This window comes from bacterium (genome assembly GCA_035419245.1).
In the GTDB taxonomy this organism is placed as follows: domain Bacteria; phylum Zhuqueibacterota; class Zhuqueibacteria; order Residuimicrobiales; family Residuimicrobiaceae; genus JAKPUX01.
Genome location: DAOLSP010000001.1, coordinates 691,157 through 711,256 on the forward strand (window position 1 = coordinate 691,157; position 20,100 = coordinate 711,256).

18 protein-coding genes are annotated in these 20,100 nt (G+C 58.8%); 2 read left to right on the forward strand and 16 right to left on the reverse strand.

The features are described from left to right. Nucleotides 1–41 precede the first annotated feature (41 nt). The 10 genes from PLH32_02800 to PLH32_02845 form a co-directional block, all read right to left on the reverse strand. Nucleotides 42–1,508 carry a M64 family metallopeptidase gene (locus tag PLH32_02800; GenBank protein ID HQJ63514.1) on the reverse strand — a complete coding sequence of 489 codons (1,467 nt, stop codon included), beginning with the start codon at nucleotides 1,506–1,508 and terminating at the stop codon, nucleotides 42–44. 37 nt (nucleotides 1,509–1,545) lie between these two features. Next, entirely contained in the window at nucleotides 1,546–3,546 is a 2,001-nt protein-coding gene (locus PLH32_02805; protein ID HQJ63515.1) for a glycoside hydrolase family 127 protein, read from the reverse strand. 146 nt (nucleotides 3,547–3,692) lie between these two features. Continuing rightward, nucleotides 3,693–4,313, reverse strand: a complete 621-nt coding sequence (locus PLH32_02810; protein HQJ63516.1) for a hypothetical protein — start codon at nucleotides 4,311–4,313, stop codon at nucleotides 3,693–3,695. A gap of 312 nt (nucleotides 4,314–4,625) precedes the next feature. Next, a complete protein-coding gene (locus PLH32_02815; GenBank protein HQJ63517.1) occupies nucleotides 4,626–4,826 on the reverse strand; it encodes a cold-shock protein in 201 nt (66 codons plus the stop codon). A 214-nt stretch (nucleotides 4,827–5,040) separates the two neighbouring features. Continuing rightward, nucleotides 5,041–6,120, reverse strand: a complete 1,080-nt coding sequence (locus PLH32_02820) for a sugar kinase (protein ID HQJ63518.1) — start codon at nucleotides 6,118–6,120, stop codon at nucleotides 5,041–5,043. A gap of 46 nt (nucleotides 6,121–6,166) precedes the next feature. Then, a complete protein-coding gene (gnd, locus tag PLH32_02825; protein HQJ63519.1) occupies nucleotides 6,167–7,579 on the reverse strand; it encodes a decarboxylating NADP(+)-dependent phosphogluconate dehydrogenase in 1,413 nt (470 codons plus the stop codon). A gap of 21 nt (nucleotides 7,580–7,600) precedes the next feature. Beyond that, nucleotides 7,601–8,380 (reverse strand): SDR family oxidoreductase, encoded by a 780-nt coding sequence (locus tag PLH32_02830; GenBank protein HQJ63520.1) that lies wholly within the window; start codon nucleotides 8,378–8,380, stop codon nucleotides 7,601–7,603. A 66-nt stretch (nucleotides 8,381–8,446) separates the two neighbouring features. Next, nucleotides 8,447–9,691 (reverse strand): tagaturonate epimerase family protein, encoded by a 1,245-nt coding sequence (locus tag PLH32_02835; GenBank protein ID HQJ63521.1) that lies wholly within the window; start codon nucleotides 9,689–9,691, stop codon nucleotides 8,447–8,449. Nucleotides 9,692–9,706: 15 nt separating this feature from the next. Continuing rightward, nucleotides 9,707–11,122 (reverse strand): glucuronate isomerase, encoded by a 1,416-nt coding sequence (gene uxaC / locus PLH32_02840; GenBank protein HQJ63522.1) that lies wholly within the window; start codon nucleotides 11,120–11,122, stop codon nucleotides 9,707–9,709. Nucleotides 11,123–11,135: 13 nt separating this feature from the next. Further along, on the reverse strand, nucleotides 11,136–12,161 hold the full coding sequence (locus tag PLH32_02845) for a LacI family DNA-binding transcriptional regulator (protein ID HQJ63523.1): 1,026 nt from the start codon (nucleotides 12,159–12,161) through the stop codon (nucleotides 11,136–11,138). A gap of 448 nt (nucleotides 12,162–12,609) precedes the next feature. On the opposite strand from PLH32_02845, the gene PLH32_02850 reads away from it, so the two are divergent. Beyond that, nucleotides 12,610–13,734 (forward strand): hypothetical protein, encoded by a 1,125-nt coding sequence (locus PLH32_02850; GenBank protein ID HQJ63524.1) that lies wholly within the window; start codon nucleotides 12,610–12,612, stop codon nucleotides 13,732–13,734. A 6-nt stretch (nucleotides 13,735–13,740) separates the two neighbouring features. Here the strand turns inward: PLH32_02850 and PLH32_02855 are convergent, their stop codons facing one another. The 6 genes from PLH32_02855 to PLH32_02880 all read right to left on the reverse strand — a co-directional run bounded on the left by PLH32_02855 (nucleotide 13,741) and on the right by PLH32_02880 (nucleotide 19,502). Next, complete coding sequence (locus PLH32_02855; protein HQJ63525.1) at nucleotides 13,741–14,187, reverse strand: CBS domain-containing protein; 447 nt, start codon at nucleotides 14,185–14,187, stop codon at nucleotides 13,741–13,743. A gap of 114 nt (nucleotides 14,188–14,301) precedes the next feature. Further along, nucleotides 14,302–15,096 (reverse strand): ABC transporter ATP-binding protein, encoded by a 795-nt coding sequence (locus PLH32_02860; protein HQJ63526.1) that lies wholly within the window; start codon nucleotides 15,094–15,096, stop codon nucleotides 14,302–14,304. Nucleotides 15,097–15,107: 11 nt separating this feature from the next. Beyond that, on the reverse strand, nucleotides 15,108–15,902 hold the full coding sequence (locus PLH32_02865; GenBank protein HQJ63527.1) for an ABC transporter permease subunit: 795 nt from the start codon (nucleotides 15,900–15,902) through the stop codon (nucleotides 15,108–15,110). Between the two features lie 97 nt (nucleotides 15,903–15,999). After that, the gene (locus PLH32_02870; GenBank protein ID HQJ63528.1) at nucleotides 16,000–17,505 is read right to left on the reverse strand and encodes a phosphate ABC transporter substrate-binding/OmpA family protein; all 1,506 of its coding nucleotides are present in this window, start codon (nucleotides 17,503–17,505) and stop codon (nucleotides 16,000–16,002) included. 95 nt (nucleotides 17,506–17,600) lie between these two features. Next, nucleotides 17,601–18,719, reverse strand: a complete 1,119-nt coding sequence (locus PLH32_02875; protein ID HQJ63529.1) for a hypothetical protein — start codon at nucleotides 18,717–18,719, stop codon at nucleotides 17,601–17,603. Nucleotides 18,720–18,734: 15 nt separating this feature from the next. Next, nucleotides 18,735–19,502, reverse strand: a complete 768-nt coding sequence (locus PLH32_02880) for a hypothetical protein (protein HQJ63530.1) — start codon at nucleotides 19,500–19,502, stop codon at nucleotides 18,735–18,737. Between the two features lie 246 nt (nucleotides 19,503–19,748). Here PLH32_02880 and PLH32_02885 point away from each other — a divergent pair, with 246 nt between their 5' ends. Further along, nucleotides 19,749–20,045: a hypothetical protein gene (locus PLH32_02885; protein ID HQJ63531.1), complete on the forward strand. Its 297-nt coding sequence runs from the start codon at nucleotides 19,749–19,751 to the stop codon at nucleotides 20,043–20,045. Nucleotides 20,046–20,100 lie beyond the last annotated feature (55 nt).

Here is a 20,100-nt window from a genome sequence, read left to right on the forward strand (position 1 = left end):
CATACAAGAATGTTCCGAATAATGCAAGAAAAATATGCCCATCAGTGGGCATAGAAATCCACCATGTGCGCGATCGCCGCTTCGCAGACGCGGCAAAAACGATCGCGGGTATTGCTGATCATCAAGCAGTCGACCATCGGCCGGTAGAGCCCATGGGAGGCGTAACCGGCTCCCTCGAATGCCCCCACCTTGTCTTCGATGGCAGCGTACTTTTTTCTCACGGCGGCGAGCTGATCGCCCAGCTTTTTGCCCTGATCGAGGAACGGCTTTTTCACCTTGTCGAGTTCCTTCTCCCCTGCGCCGCGTGCTTGCGCCTCCTTTTGTGCTTTTTCCATGGCCCGGCCGTTCTCTAAGAGGAGATTCTGCAGGCTATCGCGCGCGGATTTGCCATACTCGGTCGGCAGAGTGATCTCCGGAGAGAGCAGGGCCTGCCATTTGATACGGCCGCGATTGAGGAGAGCGGTGATATTGGGTTCGAGCGGTTCGACTCCCTTGGGATAAAAATCGTTATAGGCAACCTCCGAGGTATAGTATTCGTCTGCGAGTCCCGCGAAGGCATGGCCGAACTCATGGACGAAGACCCGCCTGCTCAGAGCGTGATCGACGGTGGTGCAGCAGTAATCGTTATAGATCCCGCCGCCGCCGTAGCGGCTGCTGTTGACCAGAACCACAATGGCATCGTAAGGTGCCCGGCTGGCGACGCGACGCAACCGATGACCATCCTCGATCAGCATGTAGCGATCGAGATCAAAGGAATTGAAGGAGGCGTTGAGCAGGGTGTTCTTCCAGGAACCCTGGCGGGGCTCATCCATGCCCTTTTCGAGAGAAGCAATGAAAAGACCGCGGATGTTGATTCGGTCCTGCAGCCCTTTATAGGGCTCAACGGTGAAGAGAAAGTCGCGCATCTTATCGATATCCGCATGAAATTTGGCCTGCTCGTCGGCGGTGTAGCCCTCGGCGACGAAGAGCAGATCCACTTTGACCGCTGGGGCGCCACTGATATGGGATTCATAGATTTCTGCCGCCGGGCCGCTTTCCGTATTGATATGGTAGTCGGCCGGATCGATCCTGAGGACGAAGAAAGGAGCGGGCAGATTGTTCGCGTCCCGTTTCTCCAGGACGAACTGGACGGGATGTTTGGGCGCCGGAAAGCGCACGGCCCGCCTGAAGGTGCGTTTGATCCCGTCGAGAGCCGGGCTCGTTGTGCGGTATTCGCCGTACATGCAATCAAAACCGCTCGAATAGATCAGGGCATTGGTGGCGATATCATAGAGTTTGATCTGATAGCGGCCATTGTTGAAGGGATCAATCAGGCTGGTGCGGCTTCCAGGCCAGAGCGGTTCGCGCAGGATCGGGCCGGCGGAGATGATCTCCTCGCGGGCATCGCCGGTCTGGAAGAGTTCGAGGCGCAGGGCTGCGTCGTCGAAATAGAGGTCAAAATCCGGTATAGTCCCGGCGACCGCTGCAGCGGCCAAGAGGGTAAAGAGGAATAGCAGGCGTAGATGCATCAGTGATCTCCAGTTGATGGAATGGGTTGGATGGTGCTCAGAGTGGTTTGGCTTCGGGCGCGCCAAAGGGATGGACCGCGTCTTCTTCACGCGCCAGCCACACGGCCATTTCGCCGCGTCCGCGATGCGCCCAGGCATAATAGGGAATGGCCATGGCGGGCACATCGCTGACCTGTACCGGGCCGGTATCCTTCTGGCTGTAGCTTTTGACGGTAGTCTGCAGCACCTCGAGGCCGTTGAGCAGATCGTCTCTCCACAAACTGGTCACCGGGGCAGCATCCGGGAGCAGCAAATTGCGGACATGGCCGGTGGTCACATCCGGCCATTCGAAGCAGTAGACCAGGGGACCGCGTTCCAGGGCAACCCGGCCGCGGTCGGCGGCGACACTGTCGTGGGCGACGACGCGGCGGACCGGCATTGGCAGGGTCAGCTCGACCCAGTCACCGGGCTTCCAGGTGCGCTCGATGCGGGCAAAGCCTTCCTGCATCTCAAGTGGAAAGGATTGGCCGTTGATCTCGAGGTGGAGCGGAGCCGGCGCAGGATCGACATATCGGTAGAGATCCCCCGGGATAGGCCGGCCCTGGGCCCATCCGGGAATCCGCAGATGAAGGGTGAACCGGGTGCCGCGCGGTGGCGGACTAATGAGAAGCTGGATCTGGCCATCCCAAGGATAGGCGCTCACCTGCTTGATCTGCAGCGGCTGCCCTTTCAGCTCGAATTCCGCGCTGCTCTCCGCATAGAGATTGACATAGAGCTGATCGTCGCGGAGGGCATAGAGATAACCGGGGATGGAGGCGAGGAAGCGGGTGATGTTGCCAGGGCAGCAGGCGCAGCCGAACCACTCCTTGCGCTCATGCTGGCCGGCGGACTCGAGGGGATTGGGGTAGAAAAAGTGGGTGCCGTCGAGGGCGACCCCGGAGAGCAATCCGTTGTAGAGGGTGCGCTCGAGAACGTCGAGATACATTGACTGGCCGTGCAGCAGGAAGAGACGATAGTTCCAGTAGACATTGGCTATAGAGGCGCAGGTCTCATTATAGGCGGTCAGGTTGGGCAACTCGTAATTTTTGCCAAAGGCCTCGCCTTCGCTGGTAGCGCCGATTCCGCCGGTCAGATGGATTTTTTTCCTCGTTACATTCTGCCAGATGAGGTCAATCGCCTGGAGGTAAGCCTGATCGCCGGTGAGGGCGGCGACATCGGCGATCCCCGCATACATATAGCCGGCGCGCACAGCATGGCCGACGGCTTCTCTCTGCTGAACGATCGGGATGTGGTCCTGGCTGTAGGGGCCATAGAGCTCGCGGCCGCCGGTCGCCTTGCCGCGGATGTCGAGGAAATAGCGGGCGGTCTGCAGATAGCGGTCATTGCGGGTGATGCGGTAGAGTTTGACCAGGCCTATTTCGATGACCTGATGGCCGGGGGGGATCTCGACCTTGCCTGGGCCGAAGGTGGTGCAAATAAGGTCGGCATATTTCAAGGCGACATCGAAGAGGTTGCGCTTGCCGGTCGCCTGATAGTGCGCGGCCGCTGCCTCGAAGAGATGCCCGGCGTTATAGAGTTCATGACTCATGAACTCATGGGACCAGCGGGTTTTGCCGCTCCACTCCTCCAGGTAGGGGGCCTTGTTGGTGCGCGCCGTATAGAGGTAACCGTCCTTTTCCTGGGCGGCGGCGATCAGCGTGATCAGGCTGTCGAGGTAGGCCTCAAGTTTCGGGTCCTTTTGCACCGCCAGGGTATAGGAGGCGCCTTCGATGATCTTGTAGACGTCACTGTCGTCGAAGGGGTATGCGCCCTGCTGCTGACCCTTGATCAAGCCGCCGGCCAAGGCGAAGTTGGCGATGCGTCCGGTCTTTTCGGATTCGGCGAAGGCGTGGGGGATGGTGATCGTGCGGTTGATCTCGATCCGCGGCGCCCAGAACGAGTCCTCGAGATGAACGCGGGTGAAGGGCACCGGCTGGATGGGATAATCCCGGGCCTTCCGCTGCGCACAGGTGAGCAGCAGAAGGGGACCGAAAAACAGCAAGAAGTAACTATTTCGCATCGGAATCTCCAGAAAGTTCAGCAGGATGGACGGTTTTTAGGATTGTAATGCGAGTGCGCCACCGTGCGGCGGCCTCGTTCGCCTTGGCGCGGCAGTATGAGCGTCCTTTAAGCGCCGGGGGTTGGCCACAGCCGGGTACATTCGGGTCACTGTTTTGTGATGTTGACGATGAGAAATAATCCCAAAGCAGCGGCCACCAATTCCCAGGGAAAGCGATTGCCATGACCAAACTGATTTCCGGAGAGGGTTCTCTCCTGATTGACCGGGGTGACTTCATGGATCTCGTCAAAGAGCAGCATGCGTTCGCCACAGCCGCCCAGGCACTTGTAACCGATGCCTCCGTACTGGACTGCATTTTTTTTCCGGTCATACTCGAGGACGAACTTGCCGCTGCCAGGATCGGGCGTAAAAACCAGATAATTGAGATAGTCCGCATCAAAACTGATGTGCAGCCGTATCGGCTCCCAGTTGAGATTGAATTTTTTCGACTGGAATTTGGGCAGCAGGGCATAGATTTTATGTTCGGGGATGATCTCGATGCACTTGCCCGGCAGGTTCTTCCTGATATGCAGAACCTCCTGAAAGTTGGTTTCATAGGTACGGAGGGTGTGTTCGCCCTCGCGGATCTCTTTATCCCATTCGGTATATTCGGCTTGGAGCGTCAGATCCTCGGAGAGGTAGAACTGCAGCTGGGTGAGATCGGCATCCTTGAGCCGGTAACGATCGACGAGTGTTTTTGTCAGGACGTCATGGGATTCGTTTCCCAAAAAGGGCCCACAGCCGGGACCGCAAAAAACCAAGAGGAGCAATAAAAAGGAAGCAAGAAAAAAGGAGGGATGGTGAAGGGGCTTGCCGTTGGGGCGAAAATGAAGATTCCGCATCCGAACTCCCTGCCACATGCTGTTTTAAATCCATAACCTGAAGCCGGCCGCCACTCGCCGGCTAGACAGAACAGCTTGTTAAAACTTAATGAGAAACACCTTCTGATGCAAGGATAAATTTTCCTCATGGCCTGGGCGGGCCGGCATAAAAAAACCCCGCTCCTCGGGGAGCGGGGTTCAAGTTCGTCGTTGTCAAGCCTAGAGTTTGGTGACGTTGCTGGCTTGGAGGCCCTTCTGGCCCTGGGTGACTTCGAACTCGACTTGATCACCCTCATCCAGTGACTTGTAGCCGGTGCCCTGGATGGCATTGAAATGCACAAAGACGTCGCCGCCCTGTTCTCTGGTGATGAAGCCATAGCCCTTGGAGGCGTTGAACCACTTGACGGTACCTTTTTCCATCTTTGAAACCCCTGCCAAAAAAGTAACTGAAACCTCGTACCACTTTTGACGCTTGCTCCCGGCCGTCCATCTTACCGGGCTGACACAGAAGGGCGTTTAAAAAAGCGTACTTTATTTATCTTTTATTTTACAATAAATTAAATAAAAAAGCAAGCAAAATGTGCATTTTTTGTTCGGCTTTCCGCTCCGGCGCCTCCGCCGGAGACGGGAGATTTCAGCGCTGCACGCGGGCGGACCCCCCCCGGGCGAAGGCCTCGACTTCCGGGAGCCGGGCCATGGTGACGTCGCCCGGGAAGGTGGTCAGCAGGGCGCCGTGGGCCCAGCCAAGGCGCAGCGCCTCCTCGGGGTCACGGCCGGCGATAAGGCCGTAGATCAGCCCGGCCGCAAAACCGTCGCCGCCGCCGATACGATCGAGAACGTCGAGGGTGCACACGGGCGACACGTATTGATCCCCCTTGAGCCAGAGCACCGCCCCCCAGTCGTGGCGGTTGCTCGAACGCACCTCGCGCAGGGTGGTGGCCACCGCCTTGACGTTGGGAAATTCCTTGACCACCTTCTCGATCATCGCGAAAAAGGACTCGCTCTTGATCTCCGACCGGGCCGCGTCTGGTCCGGCGATGCCGAGGCCGAGTTGCATGTCCTCCTCATTGCCGATCAGGACATCGATCTCGGAGGCGATGCTGCGCAGCACCTGCTGGGCTTTCTGGAGTCCGCCGATGGGGGCCCAGAGCTTGGCGCGGTAGTTGAGGTCGAAGGAGTTGATCGCCCCCGCCTGGCGCGCGGCGCGCATCCCCTCGAGGATCAGTTTCGAGGTGGTTGTGGAGAGGGCCGCAAAGATGCCGCCGGAATGGAACCAGCGGACGCCGCCGGCGAAAATGGACTTCCAGTCGATGTCGCCCGGCTTGAGCAGGGCGCCGGCCTCGTTGGCGCGGTTATAAAAGACCACCGGCGGCCGCACCCCCATGCCGAGGTCGCTATAGACGGTCGCCATATTGGGGCCGCGCACGCCGTCGTGCTCGAACCATTTGTAAAAGGGACGGACACCCATTTCGCGCACTCGCGCCTGAATCATCTCGCCGATGGGGTATCGGACCATGGCGGTGGCGATGCCGGTGGTGAGACCGAAGCAGTCGGAGAGGTTGGCGGCGACGTTGTATTCGCCGCCCGAAACATGAACGGTAAAGCTGTGCGCCTTGCGGAAGGGGATCACCCCGGGATCGAGACGGTGGACCAGCGCACCGACCGAAAGGAAATCGAGGCCGCAGGCGTCCTGGCGGATATCGAGTTTTTGCATAGGTTCTCCTTTTGCCGGATAAAATGATACGGCGATCCGGCCGTGATTAAAGCCATTCCGTGTGGAAGAATTCGCCCCGCGGCGCGTCGCTGCGCTCATAGGTATGGGCGCCGAAATAGTCGCGCTGCGCCTGGAGCAGATTGGCGGGCAGCCGGCTGCTGCGGTAGCCGTCGTAGTAAGCCAGGGCGCTGGAGAACGCGGGGATGGAGAGGCCGGCTTCGACCGCCCTGCTGACCACCGTGCGCCAGGCCTGGTGATGGCTGGCCAACACCTGGCGGAAATAGGGAGCGAGGAGGAGGTTGGGTAAGTCGGGTTGCTCGTCGAAGGCCTCTTTGATTTTGTCGAGGAACTGGGCGCGGATGATACAGCCGCCGCGCCAGAGCAGGGCGATCTGGCCGAAATTGAGGCCATAATGGAACTCTTTGGAGGCGGCGGCCATGAGCTGAAAGCCCTGGGCGTAGGAGCAGATTTTGGCGGCGTAGAGCGCCTGGCGGATCTGCTCGACGAAGGCTTGCCGGTCACCGGCGAACGGCTGCTCCGGTCCGGGCAGCACTTTCGCGGCGGCGATGCGCTCTTCCTTGATAGCGCTGAGGGTGCGGGCGAAGACCGCCTCGGCAATGGTCGGTGCCGGAACGCCGAGATCGAGGGCGACCTGGCTGGTCCATTTGCCGGTCCCCTTCTGCCCGGCGGTGTCGAGGATGACGTCGATGATCGGCCGGCCGGTGCGTGCGTCGATTTTGGTCATGATGGCGGCGGTGATCTCGATCAGGTAGCTGTTGAGCTCGCCCCGATTCCACTCTGCAAAGACCGTATGCATCTCCGCTGCGCTCAGCCCGAGCAGCTGCTCCATGAGAAAATAGGCCTCGCAGATCATCTGCATATCGCCGTATTCGATGCCGTTATGGACCATCTTGACAAAATGACCGGCGCCGCCGTTGCCGACCCATTCGCAGCAGGGTGTGCCGTCGGCCACCCGGGCAGCGATGGCCTGGAGGATCGGCTTGACGTGCGGCCAGGCATCCGGAGAGCCGCCGGGCATGATCGACGGGCCCCAGAGGGCCCCCTCTTCGCCGCCGCTGACGCCGGTGCCAATGTAATGGAATCCTCTAGCCGTGAGTTCTTGCGTACGACGTTCGGTATCGGGGAAATGGCTGTTGCCGCCGTCGATGAGGATGTCGCCCGGGGCGAGATGCGGGATCAGCGCCTGGATGACCGCGTCGACCGGTTTGCCGGCGGGCACCATCATCAGGATCTTTTTAGGGCTCTCGAGGAGCTGCAGAAATTCGGCTAGGCTGGCGCATACGGTCATCTTTTTGCCCGCGAATTTATCAGCGGCAAGCAGCCGCTGTTTTTCGTCGAGGTCGAACCCGGCAACGGGATAGCCATGGCGCTCGATGTTGAGGGCCAGGTTGCGCCCCATGACGCCCAGGCCGATGACCCCGATGGCATAAGAATGCATTGCGATTTCCCTCCGGCTTGGTTAGATCGTCATGGCGGTGAATCCGCCGTCAACGCGAATCAGGGCGCCGGTGACAAATGCAGCAGCCTTTTGCGAGGCCATCCAGATCACCGCTCCCACTAGTTCCTCGGCGTCGCCGAAACGGCCCATAGGGGTATGGCGCAGGATATCCGCGGTGCGTTCCGGGGTGAGGATCTTGCGGTTTTGTTCGGCGGGGAAAAAGCCCGGGGCCAGCGCATTGACGCGGACCTTGAAGGGCGCCCATTCGCGCGCGAGGTTGCGCGTGAGGTTGTTCACACCCGCCTTGCTGATACTGTAGGTGAAGACCTTGGAGAGCGGGATCTCGGAGGCGGCGGAGGAGATGTTGATGATGCTGCCCCCTTCGCCCTGCTCGATCATGATCTTTCCGAAGAGTTGACAGGCGAGGAAGATGCTCTTGAGATTGACCCTCATGATCCGGTCGTATTCCTCCTCTTCGATCTCGAGGAAAGGGGTGGAAGAGTTGATCCCAGGAGCGTTGATGAGGATATCGATGCGCCCGATCTTGGCGAGGATGGTGTCCGCAGCGGCGCGCAGCTCCTCTTTGCTCGAGGCGTCGACCTTGATGGAAAGGGCTTTGACGCCGTACTTTTTGCATTCATTGGCTTGCTTGCGGGCATTCTCCGGATTGATGTCGAGGATGGCGATGTCGGCCCCGGCACGGGCGAGCCCCTCGGCCATCTTGCCGGCCAGGACGCCACCCCCGCCGATGACGACGGCCGTCCGGCCCTTCAAGCCAAACAGGTCTTCAATATAGCTCATGATGGTACTCCTTTTTCGTTTCTCACACCGAGGCATGCGCATGAGGGCTGTTTCTTGTATGTATGGCTACAAAAAAATACGGAGCAGATGGCGCTCCAGGATGTTCTCCGTGACATTTTTAGCGATGACTGGACGGAACCGCTCCAGCGCCTGCAGATAGCGCTCGCCCATTTCAGCGGCCACCTTGTAGCCGACGTGAATGAGTTGACGGAAATGGGGATTATAAAGCGGCTGGCTCTGGTTATGGCGCAGCACAGCGGCGAACTGGTCCGCCTCCCAGCCATCGACCTCGTCCGGCGCCGGCAGACGGGCGGGATCGATGTCGATCACGGTCGCATAGGGTTTGCAGAGCTCCTCGAAACGGGCCCGGGCATGGCGGTAAATGGCCTTAGCCATCGCCAGTCCCTCTCCCCCGGCCTCGGCCAGGCCGATGACCTCCTCAAGCCAGGTAGTGCCGGCGGTCTTGAGATGGAGGCCGGCGTTGTATTTTTTCAGGGCAGCGTTGATAGGTCCATAGAGGGCGAACTTGTCGCTGCCGGAGTGGACGCTCAGCTTCAAGCCGGAGGGCAGGCCGAAGCGGTCACGGGCGAAAGCGATAACCGCCAGGTCCTCTTCAAACTCGCGGGTGAACTGAGCCGGATCCCCGACATAGTCGACCCCCTTGTTGAAACGGCCGGTGAATTTAGGGGCGATGGTCGTCACCGGGATCTCCTTCCAGGCGACCGCGGCGAGGATGAAGAAAAGCTCCACCGGGCTTTGCGGCAGGTTGGTCTCGTCCATCGAGATTTCGACGACGAAGGGCTGGTCGTGTTTGCCCGCCGCGATGTGGCGATAGATGCGTTGCGCTTCCTCGATGGCGAAGAGATAGTTGGCTCCGATCCCGGCGATCTGGTCGCGGGTGACTGAGAAGGGTTCGGGAATCAGCGGGATCTGCAGGGTGCCGGTGAAGGGCTGGCAGCGGGCCACGAAGGCGTCGAGGGCGCTCTGTTCGGCAACCTGGCCGATGAAATCAGCCACGTCGATGGTGAAAAAGTCGCTGGCGGCAAGAAAATGGTCGACGGTTTTCATGCCGACGTGGTCGGCATCGACGAAGTAGGGCTCCTGCCAGCCCAGCGCTGCGACGGCGGCATCCGCCTCAGCCCGGGTATCGGCGGGCTGGCTGTTGATGATCGAATGCTCGCGATAGGACTTGTTCCAGACGGGCGTCACGGTCACACCCTGCACCTTGAGCCGCTGCAGGGCCTGAAGCTGTGCCTCTCCCTGGCGGCCGAAACGGTCGCCGATACCGATCGAGTATTTTCCCAAGGTCATCGTTTGCTCCACACGTCAGAATTTGTAGGTTTTTTTGACCAGATCATAGGCGAGGGCGCGGCTGAGGCGGCGCGCATCGCTGAGGTCGATAATGTGACGGGTGACGAGGCCGGCCAGGAAATTGGAATCGATACGCCGGGCTAGATCGTGGCGGGCCGGGATCGAGGGGAAGGCCCGGGTGTCATCGACAAAACCGGTGGTGTTGTAAAAGCCGGCGGTCTCTGTCACCTGCTGGCGGAAGCGCGTCATCCCCTCGATGCTGTCGTGGAACCACCAGGAGGGCCCCAGCTTCATTGCGGGATAGTGGCCGGCAAGGGGGGCGAGCTCGCGTGCGTAGGTGGCTTCGTCGAGGGTGAAGACAACGAGGGTCAGGCGGGGATCGTTGCCATATTTATTGAGCAGCGGCTGGAGGTTGCGCGTGTATTCGGTCTGCACCGGAATGTCGCAGCCCTTGTCCGGCCCAAAACGCTGGTAAATCTTTGCGTTGTGGTTGCGCAGGGCGCCGGGATGAAGCTGCATGACCAGGCCATCCTCGATGCTCATTCGGGCCATCTCCATGATCATGTGGGCGGTGAACTGGCCGGCCTCGGCCTTGCCGGCCCGGCCGCGCAGCGCGAGCTGAAAGATCCGTTCGGCTTCTCCGGGTGAGAGTTCCTGGGTCCAAGGGGATTCGACACCCTGGTCGGTCGAAGCGGCGCCCATCGTTTTGAAAAAGGCGCGGCGCTGCTCGAGGGCGTTGATGAAGCGAGCGTAGGAGTTGATTTCAAAGCCGCAGACGGCGCCAAGCTCGGCGATCGCTCGGCTCCAGTCCGGATGTGCCAGGTTGGTGACGGCATCGGGGCGAAAGGCGGGCAGGACCCGTCCCTTCCAGCCCGAATCCCGCAGCGCCTGGTGTTCGGCGAGGGTGTCGGCGGCGCCATCGGTGGTCGTGAGCACTTCGATGTTCATGCGCTCGAAGAGGGCGCGCGGCAGGAACTCGGGCGATTGCAGTTTTTCCTGGATCTGGTCGTAAATGCGCATGGCCGAGTCGCCGTCGAGCTTTTCTTCAATGCCGAAGAGGAGGGCGAGTTCATGGTTGAGCCAGACGCCGGTGGGCGTCGCGGCGAAGAGGAAATAGTTTTCCGCAAAGATCTGCCAGATGCGGCGATGGTCGGTGGCCACCGGTGTGCCGTCGATGGTGGGAACCCCGAGGTTTTCCAGCTCGATGCCCTGGGAGTAGAGCATGCGGAAGATATAGTGGTCCGGGATGAGAATCAGTTCCGCTGGATCGGGAAAGGGGCGGTTTTTGGAGAAGAGCCGGGGGTCGACATGGCCATGGGGGCTGACGATCGGTAGATTCTTGACCCCCTGGTAGAGGTCGCGGGCGATCCGGCGGACGGCTGGATCGGAATCGAAAAAACGGTTTTCATCGAGGATCAGGGGTTCGGTCATGGTTGTATTCCTCCTATCGATGGCGGGGTGGTGGTGCACAGGAGAGGCGCTCGACCAGCCGGGCTTCGAACAGCACGATCTGGGGCTTGGCATGCTCCCCGCTTTCGAGGTCGTGGATGATGCCTTCGGCGGCGGTGCGACCGATCTCGTAGGCGGGGACATGGATGGTGGTCAGGGGGATGCGGTAGCACTGGGCGAGGTCGAGGTCATCGCAGCCGATGACCGAGACCTGTTCGGGCACAGCGATGTGGAGTGTATTAAGAGCATTGGTCAGGCCGATGGCGACGAGGTCGTTATAGCAAAAGAGGGCGGTCGGATGGGGGCCGGGTCGGCGGAAGAGGGTGAGGCCGGCCTGGTAGCCGAGCTCGCGTTCCGATCCGACCGGGAGGATGAAGTCCGGCCGCACGGGCAGGTTGTGGTTCATCAAGGCTTGCTGATAGCCGCGCTGGCGTTCCTCGCTATGGCTGGAATAGGAGGGGCCCGCGAAGTAGGCGATATCGCGGTGGCCGAGGGCGATTAGGTATTCGACGGCCTTGCGTGCGGCTTGGACGTTGTCGATGTCGACGACGGTGGTGTGATAATTCTGGACTTGGCCGAGCATGACCAGGGGGTAGTCATCGCGGAGGAGGTCGGCGAGCCAGGTGAAATCGGAATCGGGTCCCTGAAGGGGGGAGATGATCAAACCGCCGACGCGTTGGCTGGCGAGGGCTTCGATGCTCTGCCGTTCCTGGGCCGGGGAGAGTTCGGAGCTGCCGAGGAGGACGGTGTAGCCGTGTTCGCGGCAGACGTCGAAGACGCCTTTCATGATGCGGGCGAAATAGGGATTATCGATCTCCTTGATGACCAGGCCGATGGAGCGGGTTTTGCGGCTGGAGAGGGAGCGGGCGATTTCGTTGGGGCGGTAGTTGAACTTATTGATGACCGCGAGGACGCGGGAGCGGGTTTGCGGGGAGATGCCGGGGCGGTTATTGATGACGGCGGAGACGGTGGCCTTGGAGACCTGGGCGAGCTGGGCGATATCGGCGATGGTTGGACGCATAGTTAAACCGATTATTATTATAATAAATATATATTATATATTTATTAATATTAATTTATCTGAACCGGTTCAGTACTGTAATATAACAATATTTTCGCCGATGTCAAATGGTTTTCTCGGGGGATTTCAGCCCCGCCCCTACCCCTTCTCGCGCGCACCCGGTCCGCGCTCGCAGGCTACCCCGCACTCGCGCGCCCACCCGGCTTAAGCCCGCAAACCATGCCTCGCACCTCCTCGCGTCCACCCGGCTTGCGCCTGCGGGCCATCCGCTCCTTGTCGCGCCCACCTGGCTGGCACGCTCACTCCCTACCCCCATAAACATTCAGCGCTTTTCCCCAAATGGAAGTTTTTTCCGTACTATATTATGAGCATTCTTTTGAATGCTATGAAACCCCGTTGATCGGGGTGAGATGGAACACTAGTAAAGGCGGGACATCAGATGAAGGGTATGCAACGTTGGACAGGCTGGATGATCATGCTGGCGATGATGGGCCTCCTCGCAGGCCCAGAAGCGGTCCGCGCCGGCAATAATCTACTCAAGGTGCGGGATGCGGTGTATACCACCGGCCAGACCGTGATCATTAATATCGATGTGACCAATGAGGATGCGTTCAAGGCGTTTCAGTTCTATATTACTTTTCCTGCTGGATTGGCCTTTGATGGTTCGTCTTTGACGCTGACGAGTCGCAGTCAGGATCACAATGTCTATTGCAGCACCATCCAACAGGATGGATCTTATTATATTTTTGCCGTTTCCTTCAATAAAAAACTATTTCTTGGCAACAGTGGATCTGTTCTGGAGTTGAGCTGTTCTGCACCTGGAGGTGTCGGATCCTATCCGATATCGATCTCCGGGGCGCAACTCATCGATATAAATAACAGTTATTTGCCCTTAACCACCCAGGGCGGCCAGATCGTCGTTTTCAATCCCGCCAATGCCGCCAAGGCCCGCATCCTCACCCGCCTCGAAGGCTGGAACGACGGCAGCACCATGAGAACGACCCTGGCTGCGGGCAGCCGGATCCCCTTGAACTCGCCATACGCTCAGGCCCCGCGCACCGCCAGCAGCATACCGACGAACATTGCCGACTGGATTCTGCTCGAGCTTCGCACGGCTCCGGGCGGGTCGGCGATCTTCCGACAGTCCTATTTGCTGCGCAACGACGGCTATCTCGCCGAGTTGGATGGCACCACCACCTCCCTTACCCTTATGGTGCCGGCGGGGAACTACTGGATCGTCCTGCGCCATCGCAACCACGCTGCCGTCATGAGCGCCAGCGCCCAGAGTCTCACCACCTCCGGGGCGTTCTTCGATTTTACCGGCGCGGCAAGCCAGTATTACAGCGCCGGAGGGACGCTTGTCGGCATCCGTTATTGCATGCCTGCCGGCGATATCGACCAGGACGGCCATATCACCAGTAAGGATTATGTCCGGTGGTATAAAAAGAAGCTCGCTGCTCCGCCCGCCGGTTATTATGAAGAGGATCTCAACGGCGACGGCCTGGTGACCGATGCCGATTTCGCCCTCTGGCAGACCGATGCCCGGCTTGGGCTGGATTCCCGCCTCCCATGAAGGGCTCTATAGATCGGGGCCGTAGCTGCCGGTGATGTATTTTTCCAGTTCATGAATAGTGAATTCGTGTTCGGCGATGACGGCCTTGACCACATCCCCGATTGAGATCACCCCCACCAGTTCCCCCTTCTCCAGCACCGGTAGATGGCGGATGCGCTTGGCGGTCATCAGCGCCATGATCTCGTTGATGCTCTGCCCCGGCTCGGCGTAGTAAACGCGCCGGGTCATCAGCTCACTGACCCGGCTATGCCGGGTGGTCCGGCCGCGCAGGCTCACCTTGCGGGCATAGTCCCGCTCTGAAAAAATCCCCACAACCTTCTTCCCCTCCACGACGATCAGCGCACCGATCTCCTGTTCCGCCATACGCTGCAGCGCCTCGAGCGCCGTCGCCTCCGGTGTTATGGTCGCGACTCCGCTTGGCTTGCTTTGCAGCAAATGTTTAACAGTCGTCATGATACCTCCCTGTTCAACAGTATGTTTTCCGCTATAACAGAAAAGGCAGGAAGTACCTTTCCTGCCTTTGGGTCCTGTCTGGGATAATGGGGTGAAAATGGCGCGGTTTGCCGCCTAGAGATTGTAGAGCTGCGATTCGATCTCCACGGCGAGATCGAGAAAGGGCTTGCTGCGTTTCATCTCACGGGTGCGCGGCCAGGGCAGGGTGACTTTGAACGACTCGACTATCCGTGCCGGCTTACCGCCCATGATATAGATATCGGTCCCGAGAAAGACGGCCTGGTCGAGATTGTGGGTGACGAGGATGACGGTGGATTGCAGACGCTGCCAGAGGTCGCTAATCAGCAGGTCGATCTGCAGGGCGGTCTCATTATCGAGGCCGCGGTTGGGCTCGTCCATGAGAATGATGCCGGGATTGGCGATGAGGCCGCGGGCGATGACAACGCGCTGCAGCTGCCCTCCCGACAGCTTGCCGAACTTGGCATACTTGTGCTCGTGGCCTTCGAGGCCGACCGCCTTGATCATGGTCATGGCGCGATCGGCCGCTTCCACTTTGGGCACCCCCTTATAGAGGAGGGGGAGCATGACATTTTTGAGCACGGTATAATGTTCGAGGGTGCTGGGCTCCTGGAAGATCACGCTGATCGGCACCGACTGGTCGCGTTCGCGGCCGTGGATGAGCACCTCACCTGAGGTGGGTTGTCTCAACCCGGCGATGTAATTGAGGATAGTGGTCTTGCCGCATCCGGATTTGCCAAGGATGACGACAAACTCACCCTTGTCGGGGATGTCCTCGATCAGCAAGTTGAAATCCTTGATGATATAGCTTTGGCCCCCGTCGTAACTGGTGTTGATATTTTTCAGTTCGATGATATCGGGCAGATTGGTGTTGGTGAAGTCTGGAGTCATTGCGGACCGCCTTATGCGTATTTAAAGGGGAAGATCTTGCGATCGATAAAACGCATGAGCTGGTCGAAGCAGAATCCGACTCCGACCATGATCAAAATGAGCATATAGAGTTTTTCGACCTGGTTCTGACGCATGTAGAGGTTGTAAATCAGCGCGCCGATACCGCCCTCCTGTTTGTTGATCAGTTCCACATAGACGGCATAAGTCCAGCTGATAGCGACGATGTTGATGAAATCGGTGAAGACCCGGGAGAGAACGTTCGGGATGAAAACGGTCTTGATGGTCTGCCATTTGTTCGCGCCGAGTGTCTGTACGGCATCCACATAGACCTGGGGGGTCTCCTGGATGCGCGTAATGACGGCAGTGATAAGGTAGACCAGGATGGCGAAGGTCAAAAACTGTATCTTCATGAGCATGTAAAGCCCAAAAGCGGCCATGAAGAGGACGATCGTCGCGGTCAGGGGAATGTAGCGCGTTGCGGTGATATAGCCGCCAAAGAGGGCATTCAATAGCGGAAAGAGGCCGATGGCGAATCCGATCGGCAGGGCGATGGCAGCCCCCTCCAGCCAGCTGGCGACGTTCATGAATATGGTCAAGCCGAGATGGTGGAAAAGACCGTCGCGGCTGATCAGCTCGGGGATGGAGCCGACGATGGCGAAGGGCGAAGGGATAATATTCGGATTGAACAAGCCCAGCCTGACGGCCAGCCACCAGATTAGGATGATCACCGCGGCGCCGAGGATGGCGATCTGGATTTTCTGACTCTTGGGCAGCTCGCCGCGCAGCTCATACAAAGGAGATGACATGATGCCTCCGGGATGAAGTGGGATCGATGCCGCCGAGCGGCTGGATCTCCAGCGGATCAAGCCGGCCACTGCGGCAGCCGGCCTGATCCAAGACTGATTAGAGCAGGGAGCACTCTGCACGGCGGTTGAGCGCTTTGCCCTCTTCCGTTGAATTGGTGGCGATGGGTTGATCGGGCCCCTTGCCGTCATAGATGAACTGGTTGCGGCTCAGGCCATAGGTCTGGACGAAGAAATCGACGATGGCCTTGGCGCGGCGCCGCGAAAGGTCGATGTTGTATTCACGGCCGCCGACATTGTCGGTGTGACCGATGATGCGAAAACGCGAACTCGCATTCATGGCGACGATCTGGCCGTATTCGTTTTTCAGTTTCAGGGCCTCGAGGGGTTCCAGCACAGCCGAGTTGAAACCGAAATTGACCCGCACATTCTTGGTGGCCACTGCGGTCTTGGTATACATGTCCGAGGTCGGGGGGGTGAAGGGTGTCGGTGCCTGGGCGGCATTCGCTGCGCCGGTGAGTCGGATAGCCTGCACCAGGCTCACATCGGAGACGTTGCGCCAGCTCGGCAGGTTGGGAGAGGCCAGGCCTATCTCGCTGTAGGCCTGACGGGCCTCGTCATAGACCATCTCCGCGGTCACCCCCTTGAAGGATGGATTGAGACCGAAGAAGGCGACGTTATCCCCGTAGGTGGCAAAGCGGACGTTGCCGAAGGTCTCGAGCCAGTACTCTTCGGTCGTGCCGCTGTACCCTGCGGTCATGATTCTAGCGGCCCGGCTGCGGGCGGTGGGATCGACATTGAGTTCAGCGGCCCCCTTCATCCAGCCTTCGACAAAATGCTGAAGATCGGTGTGGCGCTTTTCGATCAGCTCTTGCTTGGCGAACATGATGCCGAAGAGCATCTCCGAAGCCTCCTTGGTGCTCTTGAGCACATGGGCGCCGGGAACGCGTTCGCGCGCGGCGATATCATCGGGAGACCAGCCCACGGCGGCGTCGAGCTGTCCCACTTCGAACGCCTTGAAAACCTGCGGAACCTCGACAAATTCGATCGGCTTGACATCCTTGAGCGTCATGTTGGCCGCCTTGAGCATATTGATCAGCAGCCACTGGGAGGGCGAGCCGGGGACATAGCCCACCTTGCGGCCGGCGAGATCGGCAACCGATTTGACCGCAGGAGAGGCGATGATCACGTCGGCACCTTGGGATTTGTCGGTCAGATAGAAAATGCGCGGCTTGTAGATGAGCAGCTCCTGCAGGCCGATCGGATAGGAGTCGACGGTGAGTACCACCACATCGACCTGGTCGGTTTTCCAGGCCTGAATGGCGTCGGAGAGGACATCGATGACGGTGAATTTGACATTCAGCCCGTAATCCTTCTTGTAGCGTGAATCGGGGTTGGGGCTCATGCCGTTGTTGAAATAGGGCCCGGGGGTCATGCCGGAGTAGGTCACAAGATGGACGCGCAGATCCTGTTTGCTGCCACCTTCGGGCAGGAATTTCCAGGCGGCGTAGCCGACGGCGGCGATGATCAGCAGGCCAATGAGAAATTTGGCAAAGAAGGTCAATCCGCCTTTGCTAGGGGGGGCGCCAAAAGGTTGGTCGGCCATGGTATGCTCCTTGTATCTTGGAATCGGTTCAATCTCCGGTGCCGGGAAGCCTCCTGATTCGCAGGGCGCGCGGCCAGCCGGAGGGTTCTATCGCTTTACCAGCTGTACTTTTTCCTCTCATCTTCACCCGCAGATTTGGCGGGCATGATCGGCACCAGCTCGCGCTTGTCGCCGGCGGTGACGATGGCCACAGCCTGGGCGGGATCGCCGGTGGAGAGCGCCTGCCCGGCCTTGCCGATATCCTCGGCCTGCTGCAGCAGCTGATCGCTGGCGGTGTCCCACTGCTCGAGGGTTTTCATCATCGCGTCCTCGCTGACCATGTCGTTCAGTTCCGGTTCAGCGAGAAACTGCGGGGCCACCTGCATAAAGCGGTCGACCTGTCCGGTGAAGAGGGCGATCTGACCCTGGACGTACTTGACCGACATCTCGTAGATGTTGCTGTGGGCATCGCCGCCGAGGACGCTCGAGGTGGCCTGGGTGGCCTTGGCCATGGCCTGAGCTTCATTGTAATCAGCGGCCAAGGTATCGGCGAAAAACTTGGTCTTGTCGCGGTAGAATTCAAAGGCCTGCTGCATCTTTTTCATGATCTCACAATACTTTTCAGCGCGCTCGTACCGCTTCTTGGATTTCTCCAGATTGGACTGGAGCATGCCGGCCTCGCTGCTGATCTTCTGGAACTGGAAGCGCTTGTCCTCATCGGTCCAGGCGCCCTTGGCGAAGAAGCGGTCCTTGAGGGCGTCGGCCTGTTTGATGCGTTCGCGGATCTGGCTCTCATAGTTCTCGATATTGCTTTTGATGCCATTGCGGATGCCATAGACCCGGTCGGCGGCGCTCTGGATGGTTTCGAGTTTTTCGCCGAGGTACTCATTAACGTAGGCGTAGATGACGTCGAGGGGGCCGCTCTTGATCAGCAGGCCGGTGAACCAGCGGTAGAACTTGGCGCGCCAGTACCAGAGGATGGAGCGGAACTGCTTGCTCGAGACCACCCACCAAATCAGGGCGGCAAGGGCCATCAGGCCGCCCAGGACCATGGCTCTGCTGGTCAAGGTGATCGCCCGGCCCAGCAGAGTGATGAGATAGGGAGAGACCGCATAAAAACCGGCGGCCAGGCCGATGGCGACCAGGAAGAGGCCGAATCGTCCGATGGCGGTCTCTTTTTTCGATACAAAAGTCGAAACCTTGTCTGCACCCGGCAGGGATGGCATATCGCTCATGGAATCCTCCGTTACTTATTTGATTTTTTGCAAATTGGCCGCCAACCGGTCGCGAAGGGCAGCGAAATTCTGCTGGTGGAGCTGCAGTGCGGTGTGGAAGTTGGCCTCGCGTTCGCGTTTTTTTTGTTCGATCTGGTTGATTTCGTTCTCGGTCACCAGCTGGTCGGAGAGAAGTTGGGCCTTCTCGGCTTCCAGCCGTTTTTTCTCCTCGTTGCGTGCGGCGATGAAGGCGTCGAGTTCCTTCTGGATCTCCACCAGGCGGTTTTCGCGGAGTGCAATCCCCTGCTTGAGGCCGTTGATCTTTTGCCGCACTTCGGCCAGTTTCTGCTTGAAGCCCTCCTCGTTCTGGGTGGAGAACTGGGCCTCTTCTTGATTGAGCGCCTTGATGGCCGTGTCAAGGGCCTGGAGCACATGGTCCACGCTCAGATGCTGCTGGCGCGCCTTGAGGGCGGTCTGGGCCGCGTGGAAGGCGAGTTGATCGCGGGTCATCTGGTCGAGGGCCGGAAATTTTTCAGTGAGGTCGGCGAGCTGGAGGTTGAACTCGGCAAAGGCCGGGGGCATGTTTTTGGCCAATTCCTGCTCGATCTCTTTGTAAAAGGGGGTATCCGCCGGCGCCGTCGCTGAGGGCATGGAGAGCGGCGGGATGGGGGTTGGCGAGACCGGAGAAGAGAGGATCGGTCCGAGATTCGGAGCCGGGGAAGGCCCCAGATCCTGTGCCGCGGCCTCCTTTTCGCGCCAGAATACCGAGATGGCTTTTTTACCAAGCTTCTTCAAGTCAGCCATGGTCTTCCTGTACCTTGGTTATAGGGTTCTCTGTTATAGAAATAATTATAGTGAATTTAAAGTAGAAAGGCAACGAATTCGTTGCCTTTTTTTACCTTCTTATGATCGGAATTGCTCGAGCACCCCTTACTTACGTAAGGGGCTGGAAAATGTTCCGGGAAAGGGGAGAAATAGGGAAGAGAGGCTTCACCCTCAGGGTGGAACCCTGCCGCGCCGTCGGCGTGGATGGCGTGCGGCAAGAGACAGATGCAAGTTAAGGAAGAGGCGACGTCGCTGGATTTACTCGGCCTCGTAATCGGGGCAGACACGCGTCAGGTTATGTCCGCAGCGGCGCCAGTTTTTGCAGTTCTGGCAGATGGAATCGTCGTAGTGGGTGCGGAACCAATGGCCATTGTTTTGAATCCAATCCATGACATAGGCGTTTCCGGGATCAGCCTGAATCCGGCAGCCTTCACACCACTTGTCGATCAGGATTTTCTGGATCTGGATCTCCATATACTTGCTCATACGGCGATCAAATATCCTTCTTTTTTGAAAAAATGAACCGTTTTAAACGATACCAATATATCAGAAAATTTCAAAAAAGAAAGGAAAAAAT